The 18787-nt window shown below is 71.0% G+C and carries 18 protein-coding genes; 8 read left to right on the plus strand and 10 right to left on the minus strand.

What is annotated here, in order from left to right:
- The first annotated feature begins 83 nt into the window (after positions 1 to 83).
- The 4 genes from AB0259_RS11140 to AB0259_RS11155 all read left to right on the plus strand — a co-directional run bounded on the left by AB0259_RS11140 (position 84) and on the right by AB0259_RS11155 (position 4700).
- A complete protein-coding gene (locus AB0259_RS11140) occupies positions 84 to 1118 on the plus strand; it encodes an alpha/beta hydrolase (protein ID WP_366221681.1) in 1035 nt (344 codons plus the stop codon).
- Positions 1119 to 1140: 22 nt separating this feature from the next.
- Positions 1141 to 2076: an alpha/beta fold hydrolase gene (locus AB0259_RS11145; RefSeq protein WP_366221680.1), complete on the plus strand. Its 936-nt coding sequence runs from the start codon at positions 1141 to 1143 to the stop codon at positions 2074 to 2076.
- Positions 2077 to 2347: 271 nt separating this feature from the next.
- Positions 2348 to 2626, plus strand: coding sequence for an HU family DNA-binding protein (locus tag AB0259_RS11150; protein ID WP_064002669.1), 279 nt, complete (start codon positions 2348 to 2350; stop codon positions 2624 to 2626).
- An 82-nt stretch (positions 2627 to 2708) separates the two neighbouring features.
- Positions 2709 to 4700: a cytochrome c oxidase assembly protein gene (locus tag AB0259_RS11155; protein ID WP_366221679.1), complete on the plus strand. Its 1992-nt coding sequence runs from the start codon at positions 2709 to 2711 to the stop codon at positions 4698 to 4700.
- Positions 4701 to 4706: 6 nt separating this feature from the next.
- On the opposite strand, the gene AB0259_RS11160 is transcribed toward AB0259_RS11155, so the two are convergent.
- Positions 4707 to 5846, minus strand: a complete 1140-nt coding sequence (locus tag AB0259_RS11160) for a hypothetical protein (RefSeq protein ID WP_366221678.1) — start codon at positions 5844 to 5846, stop codon at positions 4707 to 4709.
- 44 nt (positions 5847 to 5890) lie between these two features.
- On the opposite strand from AB0259_RS11160, the gene AB0259_RS11165 reads away from it, so the two are divergent.
- On the plus strand, positions 5891 to 7273 hold the full coding sequence (locus tag AB0259_RS11165; protein ID WP_251583488.1) for an AAA family ATPase: 1383 nt from the start codon (positions 5891 to 5893) through the stop codon (positions 7271 to 7273).
- A 22-nt stretch (positions 7274 to 7295) separates the two neighbouring features.
- Here AB0259_RS11165 and AB0259_RS11170 read toward each other — a convergent pair whose 3' ends face one another.
- Entirely contained in the window at positions 7296 to 7949 is a 654-nt protein-coding gene (locus tag AB0259_RS11170; RefSeq protein WP_366221676.1) for a biliverdin-producing heme oxygenase, read from the minus strand.
- Positions 7950 to 7996: 47 nt separating this feature from the next.
- Entirely contained in the window at positions 7997 to 8308 is a 312-nt protein-coding gene (locus AB0259_RS11175) for a DUF2470 domain-containing protein (RefSeq protein WP_366221675.1), read from the minus strand.
- A gap of 93 nt (positions 8309 to 8401) precedes the next feature.
- On the opposite strand from AB0259_RS11175, the gene AB0259_RS11180 reads away from it, so the two are divergent.
- A complete protein-coding gene (locus AB0259_RS11180; RefSeq protein ID WP_366221673.1) occupies positions 8402 to 9655 on the plus strand; it encodes a serine hydrolase domain-containing protein in 1254 nt (417 codons plus the stop codon).
- Positions 9652 to 10527 (plus strand): EamA family transporter, encoded by an 876-nt coding sequence (locus AB0259_RS11185; protein WP_366221671.1) that lies wholly within the window; start codon positions 9652 to 9654, stop codon positions 10525 to 10527. Before AB0259_RS11180 ends, AB0259_RS11185 begins: the two co-directional genes overlap by 4 nt.
- A 122-nt stretch (positions 10528 to 10649) precedes the next feature.
- On the opposite strand, the gene AB0259_RS11190 is transcribed toward AB0259_RS11185, so the two are convergent.
- From AB0259_RS11190 to AB0259_RS11220, 7 genes are all read right to left on the minus strand, one after another.
- On the minus strand, positions 10650 to 11345 hold the full coding sequence (locus AB0259_RS11190; protein ID WP_251583478.1) for a CbiX/SirB N-terminal domain-containing protein: 696 nt from the start codon (positions 11343 to 11345) through the stop codon (positions 10650 to 10652).
- Entirely contained in the window at positions 11342 to 12487 is a 1146-nt protein-coding gene (locus AB0259_RS11195; protein WP_366221669.1) for a uroporphyrinogen-III synthase, read from the minus strand. Before AB0259_RS11195 ends, AB0259_RS11190 begins: the two co-directional genes overlap by 4 nt.
- Positions 12484 to 13725 (minus strand): uroporphyrinogen-III C-methyltransferase, encoded by a 1242-nt coding sequence (gene cobA / locus AB0259_RS11200; protein WP_251583472.1) that lies wholly within the window; start codon positions 13723 to 13725, stop codon positions 12484 to 12486. The genes AB0259_RS11195 and cobA overlap by 4 nt, the downstream gene beginning before the upstream one ends.
- Positions 13722 to 14099 (minus strand): nitrite reductase small subunit NirD, encoded by a 378-nt coding sequence (gene nirD / locus AB0259_RS11205; RefSeq protein WP_366221666.1) that lies wholly within the window; start codon positions 14097 to 14099, stop codon positions 13722 to 13724. Before nirD ends, cobA begins: the two co-directional genes overlap by 4 nt.
- Entirely contained in the window at positions 14096 to 16675 is a 2580-nt protein-coding gene (nirB, locus tag AB0259_RS11210) for a nitrite reductase large subunit NirB (protein WP_366221664.1), read from the minus strand. Before nirB ends, nirD begins: the two co-directional genes overlap by 4 nt.
- Before the next feature lie 77 nt (positions 16676 to 16752).
- On the minus strand, positions 16753 to 17628 hold the full coding sequence (locus AB0259_RS11215; RefSeq protein ID WP_251583469.1) for a formate/nitrite transporter family protein: 876 nt from the start codon (positions 17626 to 17628) through the stop codon (positions 16753 to 16755).
- A 144-nt stretch (positions 17629 to 17772) separates the two neighbouring features.
- Positions 17773 to 18114: a hypothetical protein gene (locus AB0259_RS11220; RefSeq protein WP_366221662.1), complete on the minus strand. Its 342-nt coding sequence runs from the start codon at positions 18112 to 18114 to the stop codon at positions 17773 to 17775.
- A 96-nt stretch (positions 18115 to 18210) separates the two neighbouring features.
- Here AB0259_RS11220 and AB0259_RS11225 point away from each other — a divergent pair, with 96 nt between their 5' ends.
- A complete protein-coding gene (locus AB0259_RS11225) occupies positions 18211 to 18753 on the plus strand; it encodes a MarR family transcriptional regulator (protein ID WP_251583467.1) in 543 nt (180 codons plus the stop codon).
- The last annotated feature ends 34 nt before the right edge of the window (positions 18754 to 18787 follow it).

The raw sequence follows: 18787 nt of genomic DNA on the forward strand, positions 1-18787 counted from the left end.
GACAGCATCCGTATGAAGCCCCCGTCCTCGGACGGGGGCTTCGTCGTTTCCGGGGCTACGCTCGAACGGTCGAGGGGAGCACCATGCCGCTGGATCCGTTCTTCCGCGAGCGGCTGCGCACACACCGCCGCTACCTCGCCAAGAAGGCGTGGACCGACCTGACCGCACGGTTCCGCGCCGAGCCCGCGGCATCGGCCGCATCCGGCGCGGCGAAGCCGGCGCAGAAGCCGCTCACGCCGCGCGAACGGCACCGGCGTGCGGCGCTGAACTGGGACCGCATGGAACTGCGCACGGCCGGGATCGCCGGCCCCGACATGGAGACGACCGAGCACACCGTGCCGGTCGAGGGGTACCCGGACGTCCGCATCCGCGTCTACCGCCCTTCCACCGCCGACCGGAACGCACCCGCGTGCCTCGTCATCGGCGGCGGCGCGTTCCGCATCGGCGGCATCGACTATCCGACGGCGGATGCCGCGTGTCGCCGTCGGGCAGATCGCTCCGGTGTCGTGCTCGTCGCCGTCGGGTACTCGCTCGCCCCCGAGCACCGCTACCCGACGCAGATCGAGCAGGTCCACGCGGCGTGGGCGTGGCTCCACACGCACGCGGAGCAGCTCGGCCTCGATCCGGACCGCATCGGCCTGAACGGTGCGTCGGCCGGGGGATGCCTCGCAGCATCCCTCACCCTCCTCAACCGCGACCGCGGAACGCGGCAGGCGACGCTGCAGATCCTCGAGGTGCCGGTCACCGACCTGACCGGCCGGTGGATCGACCTGCGCGCGACGTACGCCCTCGGCATCCCGGCGCTCATCGCGCTGCGCGAACTGCGCTCGGTCGCCCGCACCTACCTCGGCGACCGGTCGCGGGCGCACGAGCAGTACGCGTCGCCCATGCGGGCGGCGTCGCACGCGGGACTCCCGCCCGCCGTCATCCTCACCGCCGAGTACGACCCGCTGCGCCGAGACGGCGCGACATACGCGGCGAAGCTCCGCGACGCCGGGGTCGACGCGAGCGCCACGCGCTACCTGGGCGTGACGCACGACACCCCTCTGTACGTCGGCGCCCTCCCCGCCGCCCGCCGCTGGGAGGACGACGTCGTCGCGGCTCTCCGCCGCATCTGACCCGCCTGGTAGCGTGCCCGACGTGCACCCGCCGATCGAGCCCCACACCTCCGCGATGCTCGAGCGACCCGATGGCGCTCGCCTCCACTACGAGATCTCCGGCTCCGACTCCGGACGCGCAGCTCTCTACCTGCACGGCGGTCCCGGGGGCAGCCTCGGCAAGGGCGGCTACCGTCGCGTGTTCGACCCTGAGCGGTACCGCATCGTCGGCCTCGATCAACGCGGATGCGGCGCCAGCACGCCCTGGGCCATCGACGACCTCGCGAACCTCGACACCAACACCACCCCCGCGCTGATCGCCGACATCGAGGCACTCCGCGAGCACCTCGGGATCGATCGCTGGCTGATCTACGGCGTCTCGTGGGGGTCGACCCTCGCCCTCGCCTACGCGCAGCACCATCCCGAGCGGGTCAGCGAGATCATCCTGCTCGCCATCACCGCGGGTGCGCGCGACGAGATCGAATGGATCAGCGACGGCGTCGGACGCATCTTCCCCGAGGCCCGCGCGAGACTGGGTGAGCTCGTCCCGCCCGGGGAGCGGGTCGTCGACGCCTACGCACGGATGCTGCGCGACCCCGACCCGGCGGTCCGCACCCGCGCCGCCGACGCCTGGGACGACTGGGAGGTGGCGCACATCGGCCTCTCGCCCTGGGCCGGACCCGGCCCCCTGCACGACGACCCGCGCATGCGGGAGAACTTCGCCACCCTGGCGACTCATTACTGGTCCCAGGACTGCTTCCTCGACATCCCGATCCTCGAACGGATGGACCGGCTCGCCGGCATCCCGGGCGTCCTCATCCACGGTCGTCTCGACGTCAGCGGCCCCGCCATCACGCCGTGGCTGCTCCACCGCGCGTGGCCCGGCAGCAGACTTCACATCCTCGAGGAAGAGGGACACGGCGGAACCGCGTCCGCGCAGATCGCCTGCGATGCCGCGGATGAGTTCGCGCGCGGCTGATCTCGGGATGCGATGACGGATGCCGTCCGCACGACGGCGTCGACATGCAACCCCCTCCGCGGAAATCCGCGGAATCACGCCGAATCGGCAACATCAGCCTCAAAAACCCCTCCTGACACGCGACACGCCGGTCGATTACGGCCGAGATGACCGAAGATCCGCGGAATTCCGGGGTTCGTGGGTATATTCGGGACCGGTCGCAACGACCAACCGGCGGAATCCCGTCGGTCCGAGTAACTGAAGACGGCGATCCGCCGTCTGGAGGAGCACCATGGCCATCACCAAGACCGAACTCGTCGCCAGCATCGCCAGCGCCACCGGCGAGAGCCAGGCCACCGTCTCGCGCGTCGTCGACGGCCTGTTCTCGTCCGTCTCCGAGGCTGTCGCCAAGGGCGAGAAGGTCTCGATCCCGGGCTGGATCGCGTTCGAGCAGGTCGAGACCTCGGCTCGCACCGGCCGCAACCCGCAGACGGGTGCCGAGATCAACATCCCCGCCGGCAAGCGCGTTAAGGTCAGCGCCGGCTCGAAGCTCAAGGCTGCCGTCAAGTAAGACGCTGCAGACGAACGAAGGGGGATGCCGCGAGGCATCCCCCTTCGGCGTTCCCCCACCCGCCCGCGCGTAGGCTTGACGGGTGAACCCCCGCGCTCTTCGCCTCGCCGGCCCGGCGATCCTTGCGGGCGCCGGTCTGGTGGCGCTCCTGCTGGGGCTCGCCTACGGAGGCGGGGCCGCTCCGCTCGTCATCGCCGACCCGGGACCCGTTGTGCGCTGGGGCCTTCCGGTGGCGGAACTGGTCGTCAACCTCTCGGCGGCCCTCCTCGTCGGCTCGCTGGTGCTCGCGGTGTTCGCGTTCGCAGCGGGCACGAGGGAGTTCGATCTGGCGCTGGATGCCGCCTCCGCAGGCGCCGCGATCCTCACCGTCTCGGCGGGCACGACCGCCTACCTCACCTTCCTCAAGGTGATCCCGGCGCGGCCGAGCGCGGACGCGGCCTTCGGCGAGCAGCTCGGCCGCTTCCTCGTCGACACCGACCCAGGCCGCGCGTGGCTCATGACCACGGTGGCGGCCGCGGCGCTGACCGTCCTCGCCTTCGCCGTGCGCGGATGGCTCGCGACGCTGCTCGTCACGATCCTGGCGATCGCGGCGATGGTGCCCATGGCGACCGCCGGCCACACCGGCAGTGAGGCCAACCACAACTCGGCTGTGACGTCGCTCTCACTCCACATCGTCGCGGCCGCCGCCTGGCTCGGCGGGCTGTTGCTGATCGTGCTGCTGCGCCCGATGCTGTCGCGCGAGAAGCTCGTCGTCGTGCTGCAGCGCTACTCGAGCATCGCGCTCGCCGCCTTCGTCGTCGTCACCCTCTCCGGCGTCGCTCGCGCCCTCATCGGCCTGGTCACCCCCGCCAACGTCTTCTCGCCCTACGGCGCGCTCGTCATGGTCAAGGTCGGTGCTCTGCTCGCCCTCGGCGTGCTCGGTGCGATCTATCGACGCCGGCTCATCGCCGGCATCCGCGACACCGCCGTCGCCGCCCGGTTCTGGACCCTCGTCGCCGTCGAGGTCGCCTTCATGGGCATCGCCTCGGGCGCCGCGGTCGCGCTCTCGCTCACCCCGCCGCCGGTCGACACCACGATCCCGACCGACGCGACTCCTGCCGAGGTGCTCACCGGCTCGCCGCTGCCTCCCGAGCTCACCCCGCTCCGCTTCCTCACGACGTGGGACGTCGACCTCCTATGGGCCTTCGCCGTCGGCTTCGGCCTCTTCTTCTACCTGGCGGGTGTTCGCCGCCTCCGGGCCCGCGGCGACAAGTGGCCGATCGGTCGCACCGTCCTGTGGGTGACGGGCCTGCTGCTCCTGCTGTACGTGACCTGTGGCCCGGTGAACGCCTACCAGGACTACCTGTTCAGCATGCACATGGTGGGCCACATGCTGCTGTCGATGGCGATCCCGATGTGCCTCGTCTTCGGCGCCCCCGTGACGCTCGCCTCGCGCGCGATCCGCAGGCGTGACGACGGCACCCGCGGCGGTCGGGAGTGGATCCTCTGGGCCGTGCACAGCCCGTACGCGAAGATCATCACGCATCCGCTCGTGGCGGCGGCGCTGTTCATCGTGTCGCTGTGGGCGTTCTACTACACCGACATCTTCCGGTGGACGCTCTACGACCACCTCGGCCACGAGTGGATGGTCCTCCACTTCCTCACGGTGGGGTACCTGTTCGTGCTCTCGCTCGTCGGCATCGATCCCGTGCCCTACCGGCTGCCCCACCCCGGCCGGCTGCTGACCCTCATCGGTGTCATGGCCATGCACGCGTTCTTCGGCATCTCGATCATGATGTCGTCGGGCCTGTTCGTCGCGGAATGGTTCGGCTCGATGGGACGCACGTGGGGTCTCGATCCGCTCGCCGATCAGTACACCGGCGGCGGCATCGCCTGGTCGATCGGCGAGATCCCGACCCTCATCCTCGCGATCGTCGTGGCCGTGCAGTGGAGTCGGTCCGATGAGCGGCGGCAGCGCAGCAGCGATCGCCACGCCGACCGCAGCGGTGACGCCGAGCTCGAGGCCTACAACGCCAAGCTCGCTGAGATCGCGGCGCGCGACGAGCGGAACTCCCGGCGCGAAGCGGCGCGCTGAGCCCGGTCAGTCCGCGGCCGACACCGCGATCGAGGCGGTGCCGTCGGGCAGGATCGTGATCTTGCCCGTCAGGAAGAACGGGACCAGTTCGGTGACGTCGTAGATCGAGCCGTCGAAGATCGACTGGATCTGCACGTCGATCTTCGCGACCGCCTGGGTGCGGGTGATGGCCCAGCCCGCACCGTCGGGTTCGAGGGTGACGACGGGATTCTCCTCCATCGACCAGGTGGGCGGTTCGACGATGCGGTTGCGCACGTAGTAGCCGAACGGACATCCCGTCGGCTGCAGCACCTTCTGCGTCGCGCACTCCGCGAGGAACGCGTCGACCTCGCGCTGCACGACACCGACGAACTCGTCGGTCGGTTCCGCCTGGAACGAGACCGGGATCTCGGCGAGCGGGGTGTCGGAGAGCACCGCGACCCCCGGGCTCGTCGTCGCCGCGGTGTCGACGGTGATCGAGTACAGGCCGGGTGAGAAGGCGAGCATCGGGATCGGCTCGAGCGGATCGGTGTCCTCTCCGCTCGGCGAGACCTGACGCTTGTCGATCTCGAAGCCGTTCACCTCGAACTGCATCGACCCGCGCACGCCGAGTTCGATGACGGCGAGAGGGCTCTGCGCGAACCGCCAGCGGGGGAGGATGCCGTCCTCGTCCTCATCGCGCTCGACCTCGAACGTCGTCTCGCCGGCGTGACCACCCGCTCGGTAGGTGACGGTGACGGCGACGGTGCCGTCGGCATCCGCTTCTTCCGAGACCGGCTCGACCTCGGACAGCGGCGTCAGCGTGCTGCCGCGCAGGAGTGCGGCGCTGGCGTCGGCCGGGAGCCCCGCGGCGGCGAGGTCCTTCGACGTCGCCGAGACGCCGGGCACGAGCAGGGCGTCGGTGGCGCGGCCGTCGGCGAGCAGGTGCAGGTAGTCGAGCACGAATGCGGTCGGACTGTAGAGCTGACGGTAGAGGACGGCGGATGTCGCGCCTACGGCGCCGAGGAAAAGGACGCCGACCACGCCCAGCACGGTCAGATCGAACGCGAGCTTGCGGCGTCGACGGGCGCCGGCGACGGTGGCGGTGCGTGTCGTGGCTGCGGGGGCATCCGGTGCGGGGGCGGGCGCGGCGGCGTCCGTCACCGCGTCATCCCCCGCCTGTTCCACAGGCTCAGTCTAGGAAAGCCCGGCTGGTAGCTAGCATTGTTCCGGTGAGCACGCCGCCCCTGTCTCCCGAACAGGATGCGCTCTTCCGCCTCATCGAGGACACCCGCGAGCACGTGTTCGTCACCGGTCGCGCCGGCACCGGCAAGTCGACCCTGCTGCAGCACCTCGCCTGGAACACGGACAAGCAGATCGCCGTCTGCGCGCCGACGGGCGTCGCGGCACTGAACGTCGAGGGTCAGACGATCCACTCGCTCTTCAAACTTCCGATCGGCCTCATCGCCGACAGCGAGATCGAGCAGACCGACGCGACCCGCAAGATCCTCAACGCGATCGACACTCTCATCATCGACGAGGTGTCGATGGTCAATGCCGACGTGATGGACGCGATCGACCGGTCGCTGCGCCAGGCCCGTCGCCGTCGCGCCGAGGCCTTCGGAGGCGTGCAGGTCGTCATGTTCGGCGACCCGTATCAGCTGTCGCCGGTGCCGCCCCGCGGCGACGAACTCCGCTACATCCAGGACCACTACCGCTCGTTCTGGTTCTTCGACGCCCAGGTGTGGGCAGGTCCCCGAGCGGATGCCGGGGCGATCCGCTCGGACGGGCTGCTCGACCTCGGCCGGGTCGGCGCCCCGCTGCACATCGCCGAACTGCGCGACATCCACCGTCAATCCGACGACGCGTTCAAGACGATGCTCAACGCCGTGCGCCACGGGATCGTGACGGCCGACATCGCGGGTGCGCTCAATGCCGCCGGGGCCCGCAAGCCGCCGGAGCCTGCCGCCGGCGAGGTGCCGATCATCACCCTCGCGACCCGCAACGACATCGTCTCGCGCATCAATCAGCGGCACCTCGACGCGCTGCCGGGGCCCGCCCAGACCGCTCGCGCCGAGATCAGCGGCGACTTCGGACGCGGAGACGCGTACCCCGCCGACCAGGAGCTGCAGCTGAAGGTGGGCGCACAGGTGATGTTCCTGCGCAACGACATCGGCGGGTTCGGTGGCGATGGCCCCCGGTGGGTGAATGGATCGATCGGCACCGTGACGCGGATCGCCGGCGGCACGGTGCGCGTCGAACTCGACGGCGAGGAGCACGACGTCGAACCGACCGTGTGGGAGAAGTTCCGGTACGCCTACGACCCCGGCACCCGCAAGCTCACCCGCGAGATCGTCGCCGAGTACACGCAGTTCCCGCTGCGTCTGGCGTGGGCGGTCACCATCCACAAGTCGCAGGGCAAGACGTACGACCGGGCGATCGTCGACCTGGGCAACGGCGCCTTCGCGCCCGGACAGACGTATGTCGCGCTGTCGCGGCTGACCTCGCTCGAGGGGCTCTACCTGTCGCGACCGCTGCGCCCGGCCGACATCCTCGTCGACCGTGACGTCCGGCGGTTCATGGCCGGCGTCCGGGCGGCGCAGAACGCGGGGTGAGCGGCGGCATCCGTCCGTCGGATCAGGCGACCGACGCCTTCTTCGCGGCGGCGAGATCGACGAACAGCTCCGTGTTGAAGCGGTAGGCGAGCAGGACCTCGTCGATCACGCGCTCGCGCTCGGCGGCATCCCACGGCACCGCGTCGAGCTGCTCGCGGTAGACGTCCTTGAAGGCAGCGGGGTCGGCGATGTCGTCGAAGACGTAGAAGCCGATCCCGTTCGTCTCGAAGCCGAACCGGCGGGACATCACCCGCGCGATGAACTGACCCCCCGACAGGTCGCCGAGGTAGCGCGTGTAGTGGTGCGCCACGAAGCCGCCGGGCCAGGTCGCGCCGACCTCGGCGATGCGCGCGATGTAGCGCGCGGTGGTCGGCAGCGGGGCGATGCGATCGCGCCAGTCCTCGCCGATGAGGAACTCGAGATCCGCCTCGAGCGCGGGCAGGCGGGTCAGCTTGTCGCTGAGGAAGCGGGATGCCACGGGGTCGCCGCTCATGCGGGCGGCCGCCGACTCCAGCGCTTCGTAGATGAACCAGTGCTGCGCGACGAGGGCGACGTAGTCCTCGCGGGAACCCCCGCCTCGCATGAGGTCCGACATGAAGTCGGCCCCCTCGCTCGACGAGTGGGCGCCGGCGGAACGGGCGCGGACGGCGGCGGAGAAGGGAACGGGCTCGGACATGCGCCCGAGCGTACAGTAAGGCTCAGCTAACCTGAAGGTCGAAGCATTCAGGAGTGTGGGCGTGGCTCGACGCCGAGCCGTGCGCAGGCCGCGTCGTAGAGCGCGACGATCTCGCGACGCACCTCGGCACGCTCGGTGATGGTGCCACCGGGCCATGGGATGCGGATGACCTCCTCGCCCCCCTCCGCCGTGACGACGTGCCACTGGCCAGCTTCGCCGTCGAAGGTCGTCATCGTCGCGGCGATGACGTCGGGGATCGGCGAGAACGCCCGGGCGATGAGCACGTTGTCCCCGGTGTGGTCGGAGTTCATGTGCCGGAGAACGGCCTGCAGCACGGAGTCGTCGAAGACGGCGGTCATGCGCACAGCCTAGGAGGGCGCGCCCGGGCGCGACGGCCGCGGTCGGCGGGTGTGCTGTAATCATGGGACGGGAAAAACGGGGGTGATCTGCGCGTGGCAGGACGAGTGTCGAGGCGAGTGGTCGCAGCGGTGACGGCGCTCGGTCTCGCGATCGGTCTCGGCGCGTGCGCACCGGAGCCGGAGCGCATCGACATCGGCGTGGACCAGGTCGACCGGGCGCTTCCGGCGGATCTGACCGATCAGATGCAGGCTCTCACCGAGACGGCGATGACCGCCGTCGGCGCGAGCGGGGCGATCGTCTCGGTCTCGGTGCCCTGGTCGGGTGAATGGGTGGCGGGCGTCGGCACATCGGGCGCGGGCGGACCCGCAGTGGACCCCGCCATGACCTTCAAGGCCGTCAACGTCACGCGCGCGATGACCTGCGACGTGCTCTACGCCCTCGTCGACAAGGGCACCGTCGCCCTCGACGACAGCATCACCGAGTACCTCGACTCGTACCCGGGCGAGAGCGACATCACGCTCGGCGAGCTGTGCGACAGCACGAGCGGTCTGCACGGCTACCTCGGTGCGATCTTCGACCGGGTCCTGGCCACGCCCGAGCGCACCTGGAACCCTCGCGAGCTCATCGCCTACGGTCTCGGTCAGCCGCGCGTGTTCGAGCCCGGTGCGCGTTTCGCGGAGTCGGACACGGGCTATGTGCTGCTCGGCGTCGTGCTCGAGCGCGCCGCGAACACTCCGCTGAACGAGCTCTTCGACGAGTACGTCTTCCAGCCTCTCGGGATGAGCTCGAGCGCCCTGCCGATCGGCGTCGGTGGCGGCGACCGCCTGAAGGGGTCCTACCTCGCGTCCGGCGAGGACGGCAAGGCCGACTGCAGCGCCCCGACCGACATGACCGACCTCACCTCGAGTGTGGGCGCGGCCGCGGCCGGTGCCGTGTCGACCGTCGCAGACCTCTCGACCTACGTCCGCGCGCTGGCCGTCGGCGCCCGCCCCTACGACGTCGAGCAGCGCCTCGCGGACGCGCGCCCGGTCGCCGACTCGCAGCCGACCTGGTTCGCGGCGAAGGGCGGCACGTATCAGGGCGACAGCCTCGTCGGGCAGTACGGCTCCCTTCCGGGCTACATGGTCGCGGCCTTCGCCGATCGTGAGACGGGGGTGTCGGTCGTCGTCGTGCTCAACGACTCCCGTGCCTCGTCCAACGTCGCCCGCCTGCTGGCGTGGCAGCTCGCGGCCCTGGCCTCGAAGGCGCCCGCCGCCGATGGCCGCACGGCTCCCGAGACGGGCCTGCCGTGGACGGTCGAGAGCCTGGGCGAGGAGCTCGCCGGCTACGCCATCTGCGGGGAGTGACCACTCGCAGCGCTCCCACGACCGCCGTCGTCCTGGTGGTCGTGGGCCTGTGCTGCCAGGAGGTCGGTGCCTCTGTCGCGGTCCTCCTGTTCCCGCAAGTCGGTCCGCTCGGCATGGTGATGCTGCGACTGGTGTTCTCGGCGATGATCCTCTGCCTGATCGCGCGTCCGTCCCTCCGCGGACACTCCCGGAGCGCCTGGATCGCGGTCGTGCAGCTCGGTCTCGCGCTCGCCGTCATGAACGGGTTCTTCTACCTCGCGCTCGAACGGCTCGCGCTCGGGGTCACCGTGACGATCGAGATCCTGGGGCCCCTCGCCCTGTCGATCATCGCCAGTCGTCGCGCGTCCGCGTGGCTGTGGGCGGGTCTCGCGCTCGTCGGGGTCCTCGCGCTCGGCGGGGGCGGCTTCGACCGCCTCGATCCCCTGGGTGTCGTCTTCGCCCTCGGTGCGGCGGTCAGCTGGGCGTTCTACATCCTGGCCTCCGCCAAGGTGGGCGCCGCCATCCCGAAACTCGACGGTCTCGCGCTCGCGATGGCGGTCGGCGCCGTCCTCTCGCTGCCTTTCGGGATCGCGGACGCCGGAGGGTCCCTGCTGCGGCTGGATCTGGTCGCGCTCGGCGCCGCCGTCGCGGTCCTGTCGTCGACCATCCCGTACGCGCTGGAACTCATCGCGCTGCGGCGCCTGCCGGCTGCGGCGTTCTCGATCCTCATGGCGCTCGCCCCCGCGACCGCATCGCTTGCGGGTTTCCTGCTGCTCGGTCAGCACCTGTCCGTACTCGAGGTCGCGGGCATCGCGCTCGTGATCATCGCGTCGATCGGCGCTGTCCGCGCCGCGGGCCGTCGCGCACGCGACGTAGCCGAGCCCGTCGGCTGAGCGCGGCGCCCCCGCGAGAGCGTGCGTTGCTGCCGAGCGCGCCGGTTCGCGACTGTGCCGTGGGCGCGCCCTCGGCACGGAGGGGCGCTTTCGCGAGAGGCGCGGACGCGCGGTCGGACCCGTCAGGCGGCGCGGCGGAGGGCTCCCGCGGCAGACAGGTAGCGCTCCACGACGACCTCCGCGACGAGGGCGTCGGGGGCGAGCGGGGCGGTGACCACGTCGGCGCCGGCACGCGCGATGACGTCGGCGAAGAAGCCGGGCGCGAGGACGTAGCTCGCGGCCACGACGCGGGTCGCACCGGCATCCCGCGCCGCGGCGACGGCGGCATCGATCCGGGTGCCGGCGCCCGCCGCGTAGCCCACCGACACAGGGTGCTCGACGCGCTCCCGCAGCAGGTCGGCGATGGCGGCGACGTCGACGGATGCCGCCGGGTCGGTCGATCCGGCCGCTGCGAGCACCACCGCGTCGCCTGCTGCCAGTCCCGCCTCGTGCAGTCGCGCGGCGAGGAGATCGGCGAGAAGCGGATGCGGGCCGAGCGGCGCCGTGGCGGCAGCACGGGCTCCGGCATCCGTCACCGCGCGCGCGATGTCGACCTTCGTGTGGAACCCGGTCGACAGCAGGAGCGGCACCACGACGGCGAGGCGCGGTGCGCTCGCACGGACGACGTCGTCGATCTCGGGCTGCTGCACGTCGACGAAGGCTTCCTCCACCGCCACGTGCGGCAGGAGCAGGCGCACCTTCTCGACGAGAGCGGAGATCGCGGCGCGGCCGGCGTGCGAGCTGGTCCCGTGCGAGCAGGCGATGAGGACGGGCGTCACGGTGTTCCTTCCGGGGCGAGGACGTCGAGACGGTAGCCGCGCTTGACGACGGTGCGGATGAGGGTCGGGATGCCGAGGGCTTCGCGTGTGCGTGCGATGGCCACGTCGACGGCATGGGCGTTGTCCGCGCCCGAGCGGGGCAGGGCGGCGGCGAGTTCGGCCCGGCTGACGACACCGCCACGCGCCGCGAACAGCATCGCCAGGATCGCGGCGGACGTGCGCGACAACGGGATGACGTCGCCGGAGAGGACGGCGGCGCCGCTACGCAGTTCGAGTCGTCCGGCGGGTGTCGCGACCGAGGGTGCGCCCCCGCCACCGAAGTGGGTGACGACGGCGCGGACCAGGGAGCCGAGGCGTCCGCGCTCGGCGACGAGGGGCGCGGCACCGGCGGCGACGAGCGGGCCGGCCGTGATCGGACCGACCGCCGCGAGGAGGACGGTGCCGTCGCCGGTTCGCGCCACGATCGCGTCCAGCACCCCCTCGCGGCGCGCCGTCTCGATCCACTCGGCGGCACCGGGCGCGGAGGTGAACAGGACGGCATCGACCTCGCCCTGCGCCGTCTGGACGACCGACCGGGCCACCGCTGCGGCGTCGGGCGGCGGACCCCAGCGATAGACGGTGAGGCTGACGACATCGGCACCTGCCGCGGTGAAGAGCTCATCGAGACCGTCCGCGCCCGAGCCGTGGTGCTGCACGGCCACTCGGCGCCCCTCGACTCCTTCGGCGAGCAGGAAGGCGCCGAGCTCCTCCGAGGTCTCGGACTCGGCGACCCAGTCCGCGGTCAGCCCCGCCTGCTGGATCGCGCCGCGGGCCTTCGGGCCACGGGCGACGATCTGCGCATCGTCCAAAGCGGCATGGAGGTCACCCTGCAGGCCCGCCTCGTCGGCCGCCTCCATCCATCCGCGGAACCCGACTCCGGTCGTCGCGACGACGACGTCCGGCGGGCTGTCGATGAGCGCCTGCGTCGCCGCGATGAGAGCTTCGTCGTCGATGTGCGACACGATCGTCAGGGCCGGGGCGTGGCGGACGGTCGCTCCGTGCCGCTCCAGTGCCGACGCGAGCTCGGCCGACCGACGATCGACGGCGATGACGATCGTGCAGCCGCCGAGCGCGGCGGAGAGGGCGGGACGGGGCGCGGTCACCGGGCGGGGTCACCTCCGCCCGTCGAGACCGCGGCGGCGTCCGGAAGGAGCAGGCCCGCGGCGGCGACGTCGCCGATCACGATGACGGCCGGATTGCTCACGCCGGCAGCCGCGGCATCCGTCACCGCGGATGCCAGTGTCGTGCGGGTGGTCCGCTGGGTGGGGGTGTGACCCCGCTCGACGATCGCGACGGGTCGATGTGCGGGAGCGCCGGCGGCGATGGCTGCGGCGACCAGCTTCGGCAGCGCGGCGACCCCCATCAGCACGACGGTGGTGACGGTGTCGTCGGCGAGGGCGGCGCGGGTCGCGGCCGACACCGGACCCTGGCCCATCGTGACGTGCAGCCCCGCAGCGGTGCCGCGGTGGGTGACGGGGATGCCGGCCGCTTGCGGCACCGAGACGACGCTCGTCAGCCCGGGCACCACCTCGACGGGGACTCCCGCCGCGAGGCACGCGGCGACCTCCTCGCCGCCGCGACCGTAGACGAACGGGTCGCCGCCCTTGAGTCGGACGACCCGTCTGCCGGCCTTCGCCTGTGCGACGAGGATCGCGTTGATCTCCTCCTGCGGCACGGGGTGGTGGCCGGGAGCCTTGCCGACGTCGATGATCTCGACGTCGGGGTCGAGTTCCGCCAGCACGTCGGTCGGTCCGAGCCGATCGGCGACCACCACGTCGGCCTCGGCGAGCAGGCGGCGCCCGCGCACCGTCATGAGGTCGGCCGGCCCGGGGCCTCCGCCCACCAGGTCGACCCGCCCCGCCGCCCTGCGGCGGCGGCGCAGCGGCAGCATCCCGTCGCGCAGCGCCGCCGCGATCGCGTCGCGCAGACGTGCGGAACGGCGCGGGTCGACCCCGGCATCGGAGGCGACTGCGACGAGCACATCGCCCGAGCGGGTCTCGGCGGTCAGGCGTGCCGATCCGTGCGCGCCGTCGGAGGCGTTCACGCAGAAGACGCGGACCGCCTCGCACCACGACGCGACCGCCGCGTCGACCGATGCGTCGCCCGTCGCCGCGTGGACGAGCCAGGCATCCGCCACATCGTCCGCGCGGACGGGACGGGCGACCCAGGTCACGCGTGCCGCGTCGACGAGGTCGCGCAGCCGGTCGCCGAGCGCCGGGGCGACGACCGTCACGAGCGCGCCCTCGTTCAGGAAGCGCTCGACGCGTCGTCCCGCGACCGCACCGCCGCCGACGAAGACGACACGGCGCCCGGTGAGGGAGAGCCCCAGCATCGTGGTCATCGCTGCTCCTCGCGGACGTAGACGACCCCGCCCTCGACGGCGGCGGGCCACACCCGCAGGGTCTTCGGGTCCTTGCCCTGCGTCTCGAGGCAGACGCCCGTGCGCAGGTCGAAGACCTGCTTGAACATCGGCGACGCGACGGTCGGAACCTCGCCTCGGGTGCCGACGATCCCTCGCGAGATCACGTTCGCCCCGCTGTACGGGTCGAGGTTCTGCACCGCGTGCACGCGTCCGGCGTGCGTCACGAACAGGGCGATCTGGTCGTCGCCGAGCAGCGCGGCACGTCCGCGTTCGACCTCGAGGTCGGCGACCGCGCAGATCGCCGTCCAGCCGATCGGCACCGCGGCATCCGTCTCGTGCGCGATCATCGTCATCGCCGCACCTCCAGGGTGGTCCCGGCGATGAGGACGCGCCCGTCGCCGCGCTCCTCGGCCGTCGCGGGACGTGCCTGGCCCCGTTCCACCGTGTAGGCGAGCGACGGGTCGGGAGTCGTGGGTGCGTTGACGAACGAGGCGAAGCGGCGGAGCTTCTCGGGGTCCTCGAGGGTCGCTTTCCACTCGTCTTCGTAGTTGTCGAGGTGGCGGGCCATCGCGGCATCGAGGTCGGCGCAGATCCCCAGCGAGTCGTCGAAGATCACGCGGCGCAGCTCGTCGATCCCGCCCTCGAGATCCTCGAACCAGGGCGCCGTGCGCTGCAGGCGGTCGGCGGTGAACACGTAGTACATGAGGAACCGGTCGATCGCCTGCAAGAGCCCTGCGTCGTCGAGTCCTTCCGCCAGGAGCACCGCGTGGCGCGGCGTGAAGCCGCCGTTGCCGCCGACGTACATGTTCCAGCCCGCCTCGGTCGCGATGACGCCGACGTCCTTGCCGCGCGCCTCGGCGCACTCGCGGGCGCAGCCCGAGACGCCGAGCTTGATCTTGTGCGGCGACCGCAGGCCGCGGTAGCGCAGCTCGAGCTGCACCGCCATGCCGACCGAATCCTGCACGCCGTAGCGGCACCAGGTCGAGCCGACGCAGGACTTCACGGTCCGCAGCGATTTGCCGTAGGCGTGGCCCGACTCGAATCCCGCGTCGACGAGGCGCTTCCAGATCTCCGGCAGCTGCTCGAGGCGTGCGCCGAACATGTCGATGCGCTGTCCGCCGGTGATCTTCGTGTAGAGCCCGAAGTCCTGGGCGACCTGACCGATCACGAGCAGTCCTTCGGGTGTGATCTCACCGCCCGGGATGCGGGGGACGACGGAGTAGCTGCCGTCCTTCTGCATGTTCGCCATGACGTGGTCGTTCGTGTCCTGCAGCGTCGCGTTCTCGCCGTCGAGCACGTGCCGGCCGGTGAGGGTGGACAGGATGCTGGCGAGAACGGGCTTGCAGATGTCACAGCCGCGGCCGGTGCCGAACCGCTCGATGACGGCGCTGAAGGTCGACAGCCCCGACACGCGCACCGCGTCGAAGAGCTGCCGCCGCGACATCGGGAAGTGCTCGCACAGCGCGGTGCTGAGCGCGGCGCCGGTCTTCGCGAGCTCGCTGCCGAGCAGCTTGGTGATCATGCCGACGCACGATCCGCAGGCCGCGCCCGCCTTCGTGCAGGCCTTGATGGCCTTCACGTCCGTGCAGCCCTCGTCGTGGACGGCCGAGCGGATGCCGCCGGCCGTGACGCTGTTGCAGGAGCACACGAGCGCCTCGTCCGGCAGGTCACCCGTCGGAGCGGCGACACCGTCCTGCGGCATCAGGTAGGCGACGGGGTCGCCGCCGAGGCCGCCGCCCACGAGGGGGCGGAGCGACCCGTAGGCCGAGGCATCGCCGACCAGGATGCCGCCGAGCAGGGTCTTCGCGTCGTCCGAGACGACGAGTTTCTTGTAGACGCCCGCGATCGGATCGGCGTAGACGACGTCCAGCGCCCCCGGAGTCTCGGCGAAGGCGTCTCCGAAGCTCGCGACGTCGACCCCCGAGAGCTTGAGCTTGGTCGAGACATCGAAGCCGCTGAAGGATGCCTCGAAGCCCAGCAGCCGCGCCGCGGCCACCTCGGCCATCGCGTACCCCGGCGCGACGAGGCCGACGCATTGACCATCGAAACTTGCGACCTCGCCGATCGCCATGACGGCCGGATCCGAGGTGTCGCAGCCGGAGTCGATGACGACGCCGCCGCGCGGATCGACGACCAGTCCCGCGGCGCGGGCGAGCTCGTCGCGCGGTCGAACGCCGACGGTGAAGACGACGACGTCGGTCCGCTCCCACGATCCGTCACGGAACTCGAGGCCCATGACCTGCCCGCTTCGGTCGGCGTCGAGGCGCGTCGTGAGCGCCGACGTCTTCACGGCGATCCCGCGCGCCTCTATGAGCCGGCGGAGCGCGTCGCCCGCGGGGAGGTCGAGCTGCGCCGACATGAGGCGGTCCGAGGACTGCACGACCGTGCAGTCGACGTCGAGGCCCTGCAGGGCGCCCGCCGCCTCGAGGCCCAGCAGCCCGCCGCCGATGACGGTGCCGACCAGGCGCCGGCCGAGCTCGGCCGACCGTCGCTGCACGAAACGCTCGAGCGCCTCGACGTCGTCGAGTGTGCGGTAGACGAAGCAGCCGTCGTGGTCGTACCCGTCCACCGCGAGCCGGGCGGCATACGAGCCGGTCGCGAGGACGAGCCGGTCGTAGCCGATGCGCTCGCCGCGGTCGGTGACGACGTCGGACCGGCCGCGATCGATCCGGGTGACGCTGACACCGCGCACGAACCGCACGCGCTCGTCGCCGAGGGGCGCCGCGTCCAGTTCCAGGTCGTCGGCGGATGCGCCCGCGAAGAAGGACGTGAGGCCGACCCGGTCGTACGGATGCCGCGGCTCCTCGCCGATCACGGTGATCCGCCACGGTTCATCGGTGCGGCTGAGGAGGCTCTCGACGAAGCGATGGGCGACCATCCCGGCCCCGACCACGACGACGTGCGGCGAGGTGGGGCGGGTGGAGCTCATGTCGCGACCGTATGCGGGCGAGGTTGCCTGCGCGGTCTCGTCGTGTTGCGGTCTCTTTACGATGCGGGCCACGTCGATCACCGGGTGGGGACGGAGGCGTCCGCGGCGACGGCGCGGGCAGCGGCCGCCTCGCGGCGGGAGGCACGGACTCGACGGGGAGCGGCGGGGCGCCCGTAGGTGACGTACAGCGGGATGCCGACGAAGAGCAGGCCGCCGACGAGGTTGCCGATGACCGTCGGGATCTCGTTCCAGATCAGGTAGTCGCCGATCGTGAAGTCGCCGCCGAGGAGCAGGCCCGAGGGGAACAGGAACATGTTCACGATGGAGTGCTCGAAACCCATGAAGAAGAACAGCATGATCGGCATCCACATCGCGACGATCTTGCCGATGACGTCCTTCGACACCATCGCGAGGACGACACCGGTCGCGACCATCGCGTTGCAGAGGACCGCCCGGACGAAGAGAGTGAGCATGCCGTTCGCCCCGTGCTCGGCGTAGCCGACCGTGCGGCCCTCGCCGATGTGGCCGATCGCCTGGCCGACCTCGTTGGGCGGCGTCGAGAAGCCGTTCGTGAAGACGATCGCCATGAGGACGGCGATCGAGAAGGCGCCGATGAAGTTACCGAGGAAGACCAGACCCCAGTTGCGGAGGATGCCGCCGAGTGTGACCCCGGGTCGCTTGTCGAGCCAAGCGAGCGGTGCGAGGACGAAGACGCCGGTCAGCAGGTCGTAGCCGAGCAGGTAGAGCATGACGAAGCCGATCGGGAACAGCACGGCGCCGAGCAGCGGCATGCCGGTGGTGACGCTGACCGTCACGGCGAAGGCCGCCGCGAGGGTGAGCAGCGCGCCGCCCATGATCGACCGGACGAGGGTGTCGCGGGTGGAGAGCATGACCTTCGACGCACCGGCGTCGATCACGGTCTGGACGAGCTCGGTGGGCTTGACGTACGTCATCGCATATCCCTTTCAGTCGTGGAGCCGGGTGTGAGGCTCGACGCTAAAGGGCCGGTGTTTCCCCCGATCGCACCGGGATCGACCGCTTTGGTTACCTCTTCCTCTCTTCGGCGGAAGGGACGATGTGAGAACGGATGCCGCCGCTCAGTCGCCGGCGGACTCCTCGTGTCCCACGGAGCGGGCTTCGAGGTAGGCGCAGAGCTCCGCCGCGACGGAGAGTTCGACGGCCATGCCGTGCAGCTGGTGGCTGTTGAGGACCGTGGTGTCGGGCTGCGGCTCGAAGGTGACGCGCCAGGCAGCCGCACCGACCTCGACCGGCTCCATGGAGATCGTGACGGTGGCGTTCTCGAGCGGCACGATGACCAGTCCCGTGTCGGATCCGTCCGAACCGTCCTGCACGATGACCTTGATGAGCTCGCCCGCGCCGCGAGCCGCGTGGAACTCGTCGACCCAGCGCTCGAGGGTCTCTTTGCTTCGGAACGGCATGGGCTTCCCCTCTCGCGGTTGCGGGAGAGTAGCGGATCCGGGGACACGTGGCTACTGGCGGCTGTCCGCCCGCTCCCATCACCTATTCTCGATGACGTGGCCGTATTTCGGCGCGACCAGCGGGGAGTGAATGTGGCGGACGGCGAGGACAAGGCCGGCTACTGGTATGACGAGGCCCCCGGCGAGCGGGATCGTGCACGTCGTGTCCTGGAGGCCCTGCGCACCTATCGTGCCGCCGAGGCCGCCATGCGTCGCCGCACCCGCGACTCGATGGCGATGGGTGAGAACGAGCTTCTCGCGCTTCGCTACCTTCTGCGTCAGCCCGACCACTCCGCCCGTCCCGCCGAGCTCGTGAAGTACCTCGGGGTCACGTCGGCGTCGATCACGACGATGCTCGACCGGCTCGAGAAGACCGGACGCGTCCAGCGGATCGCGAACCCGACCGATCGGCGCAGCATCTTCGTGCGGGCGACGCCGCACGCGAACGAAGAGGTCCGCGAGACCCTCGGGCGCATGCACGGGCTCATGTACGACGTGGCCGTCAAGATGAGTCCCGAGGAGCAGGAGCACGTCGTCGCTTTCCTGCAGCAGATGACCGATGCCGTCGACGGTGTCGAGCCGGTCGCCGTGCAGGCCTGACCGCGGCATCCGCTGTACTCGTCGGGGAGCGGGA

This window comes from Microbacterium sp. NPDC080005, assembly GCF_040702445.1.
GTDB lineage: Bacteria > Actinomycetota > Actinomycetes > Actinomycetales > Microbacteriaceae > Microbacterium > Microbacterium oleivorans_D.

Excerpts from the sequence above, each read along its gene's own strand:
- AB0259_RS11140 (WP_366221681.1), top strand. The coding sequence starts at position 84 with ATGCCGCTGGATCCGTTCTTCCGCGAGCGGCTGCGCACACACCGCCGC.
- AB0259_RS11150 (WP_064002669.1), top strand. The coding sequence starts at position 2,348 with ATGGCCATCACCAAGACCGAACTCGTCGCCAGCATCGCCAGCGCCACC.
- AB0259_RS11170 (WP_366221676.1), bottom strand. The coding sequence starts at position 7,949 with ATGTCCGAGCCCGTTCCCTTCTCCGCCGCCGTCCGCGCCCGTTCCGCC.
- AB0259_RS11175 (WP_366221675.1), bottom strand. The coding sequence starts at position 8,308 with ATGACCGCCGTCTTCGACGACTCCGTGCTGCAGGCCGTTCTCCGGCAC.
- cobA (WP_251583472.1), bottom strand. The coding sequence starts at position 13,725 with ATGACCACGATGCTGGGGCTCTCCCTCACCGGGCGCCGTGTCGTCTTC.
- nirD (WP_366221666.1), bottom strand. The coding sequence starts at position 14,099 with ATGACGATGATCGCGCACGAGACGGATGCCGCGGTGCCGATCGGCTGG.
- nirB (WP_366221664.1), bottom strand. The coding sequence starts at position 16,675 with ATGAGCTCCACCCGCCCCACCTCGCCGCACGTCGTCGTGGTCGGGGCC.
- AB0259_RS11215 (WP_251583469.1), bottom strand. The coding sequence starts at position 17,628 with ATGACGTACGTCAAGCCCACCGAGCTCGTCCAGACCGTGATCGACGCC.
- AB0259_RS11220 (WP_366221662.1), bottom strand. The coding sequence starts at position 18,114 with ATGCCGTTCCGAAGCAAAGAGACCCTCGAGCGCTGGGTCGACGAGTTC.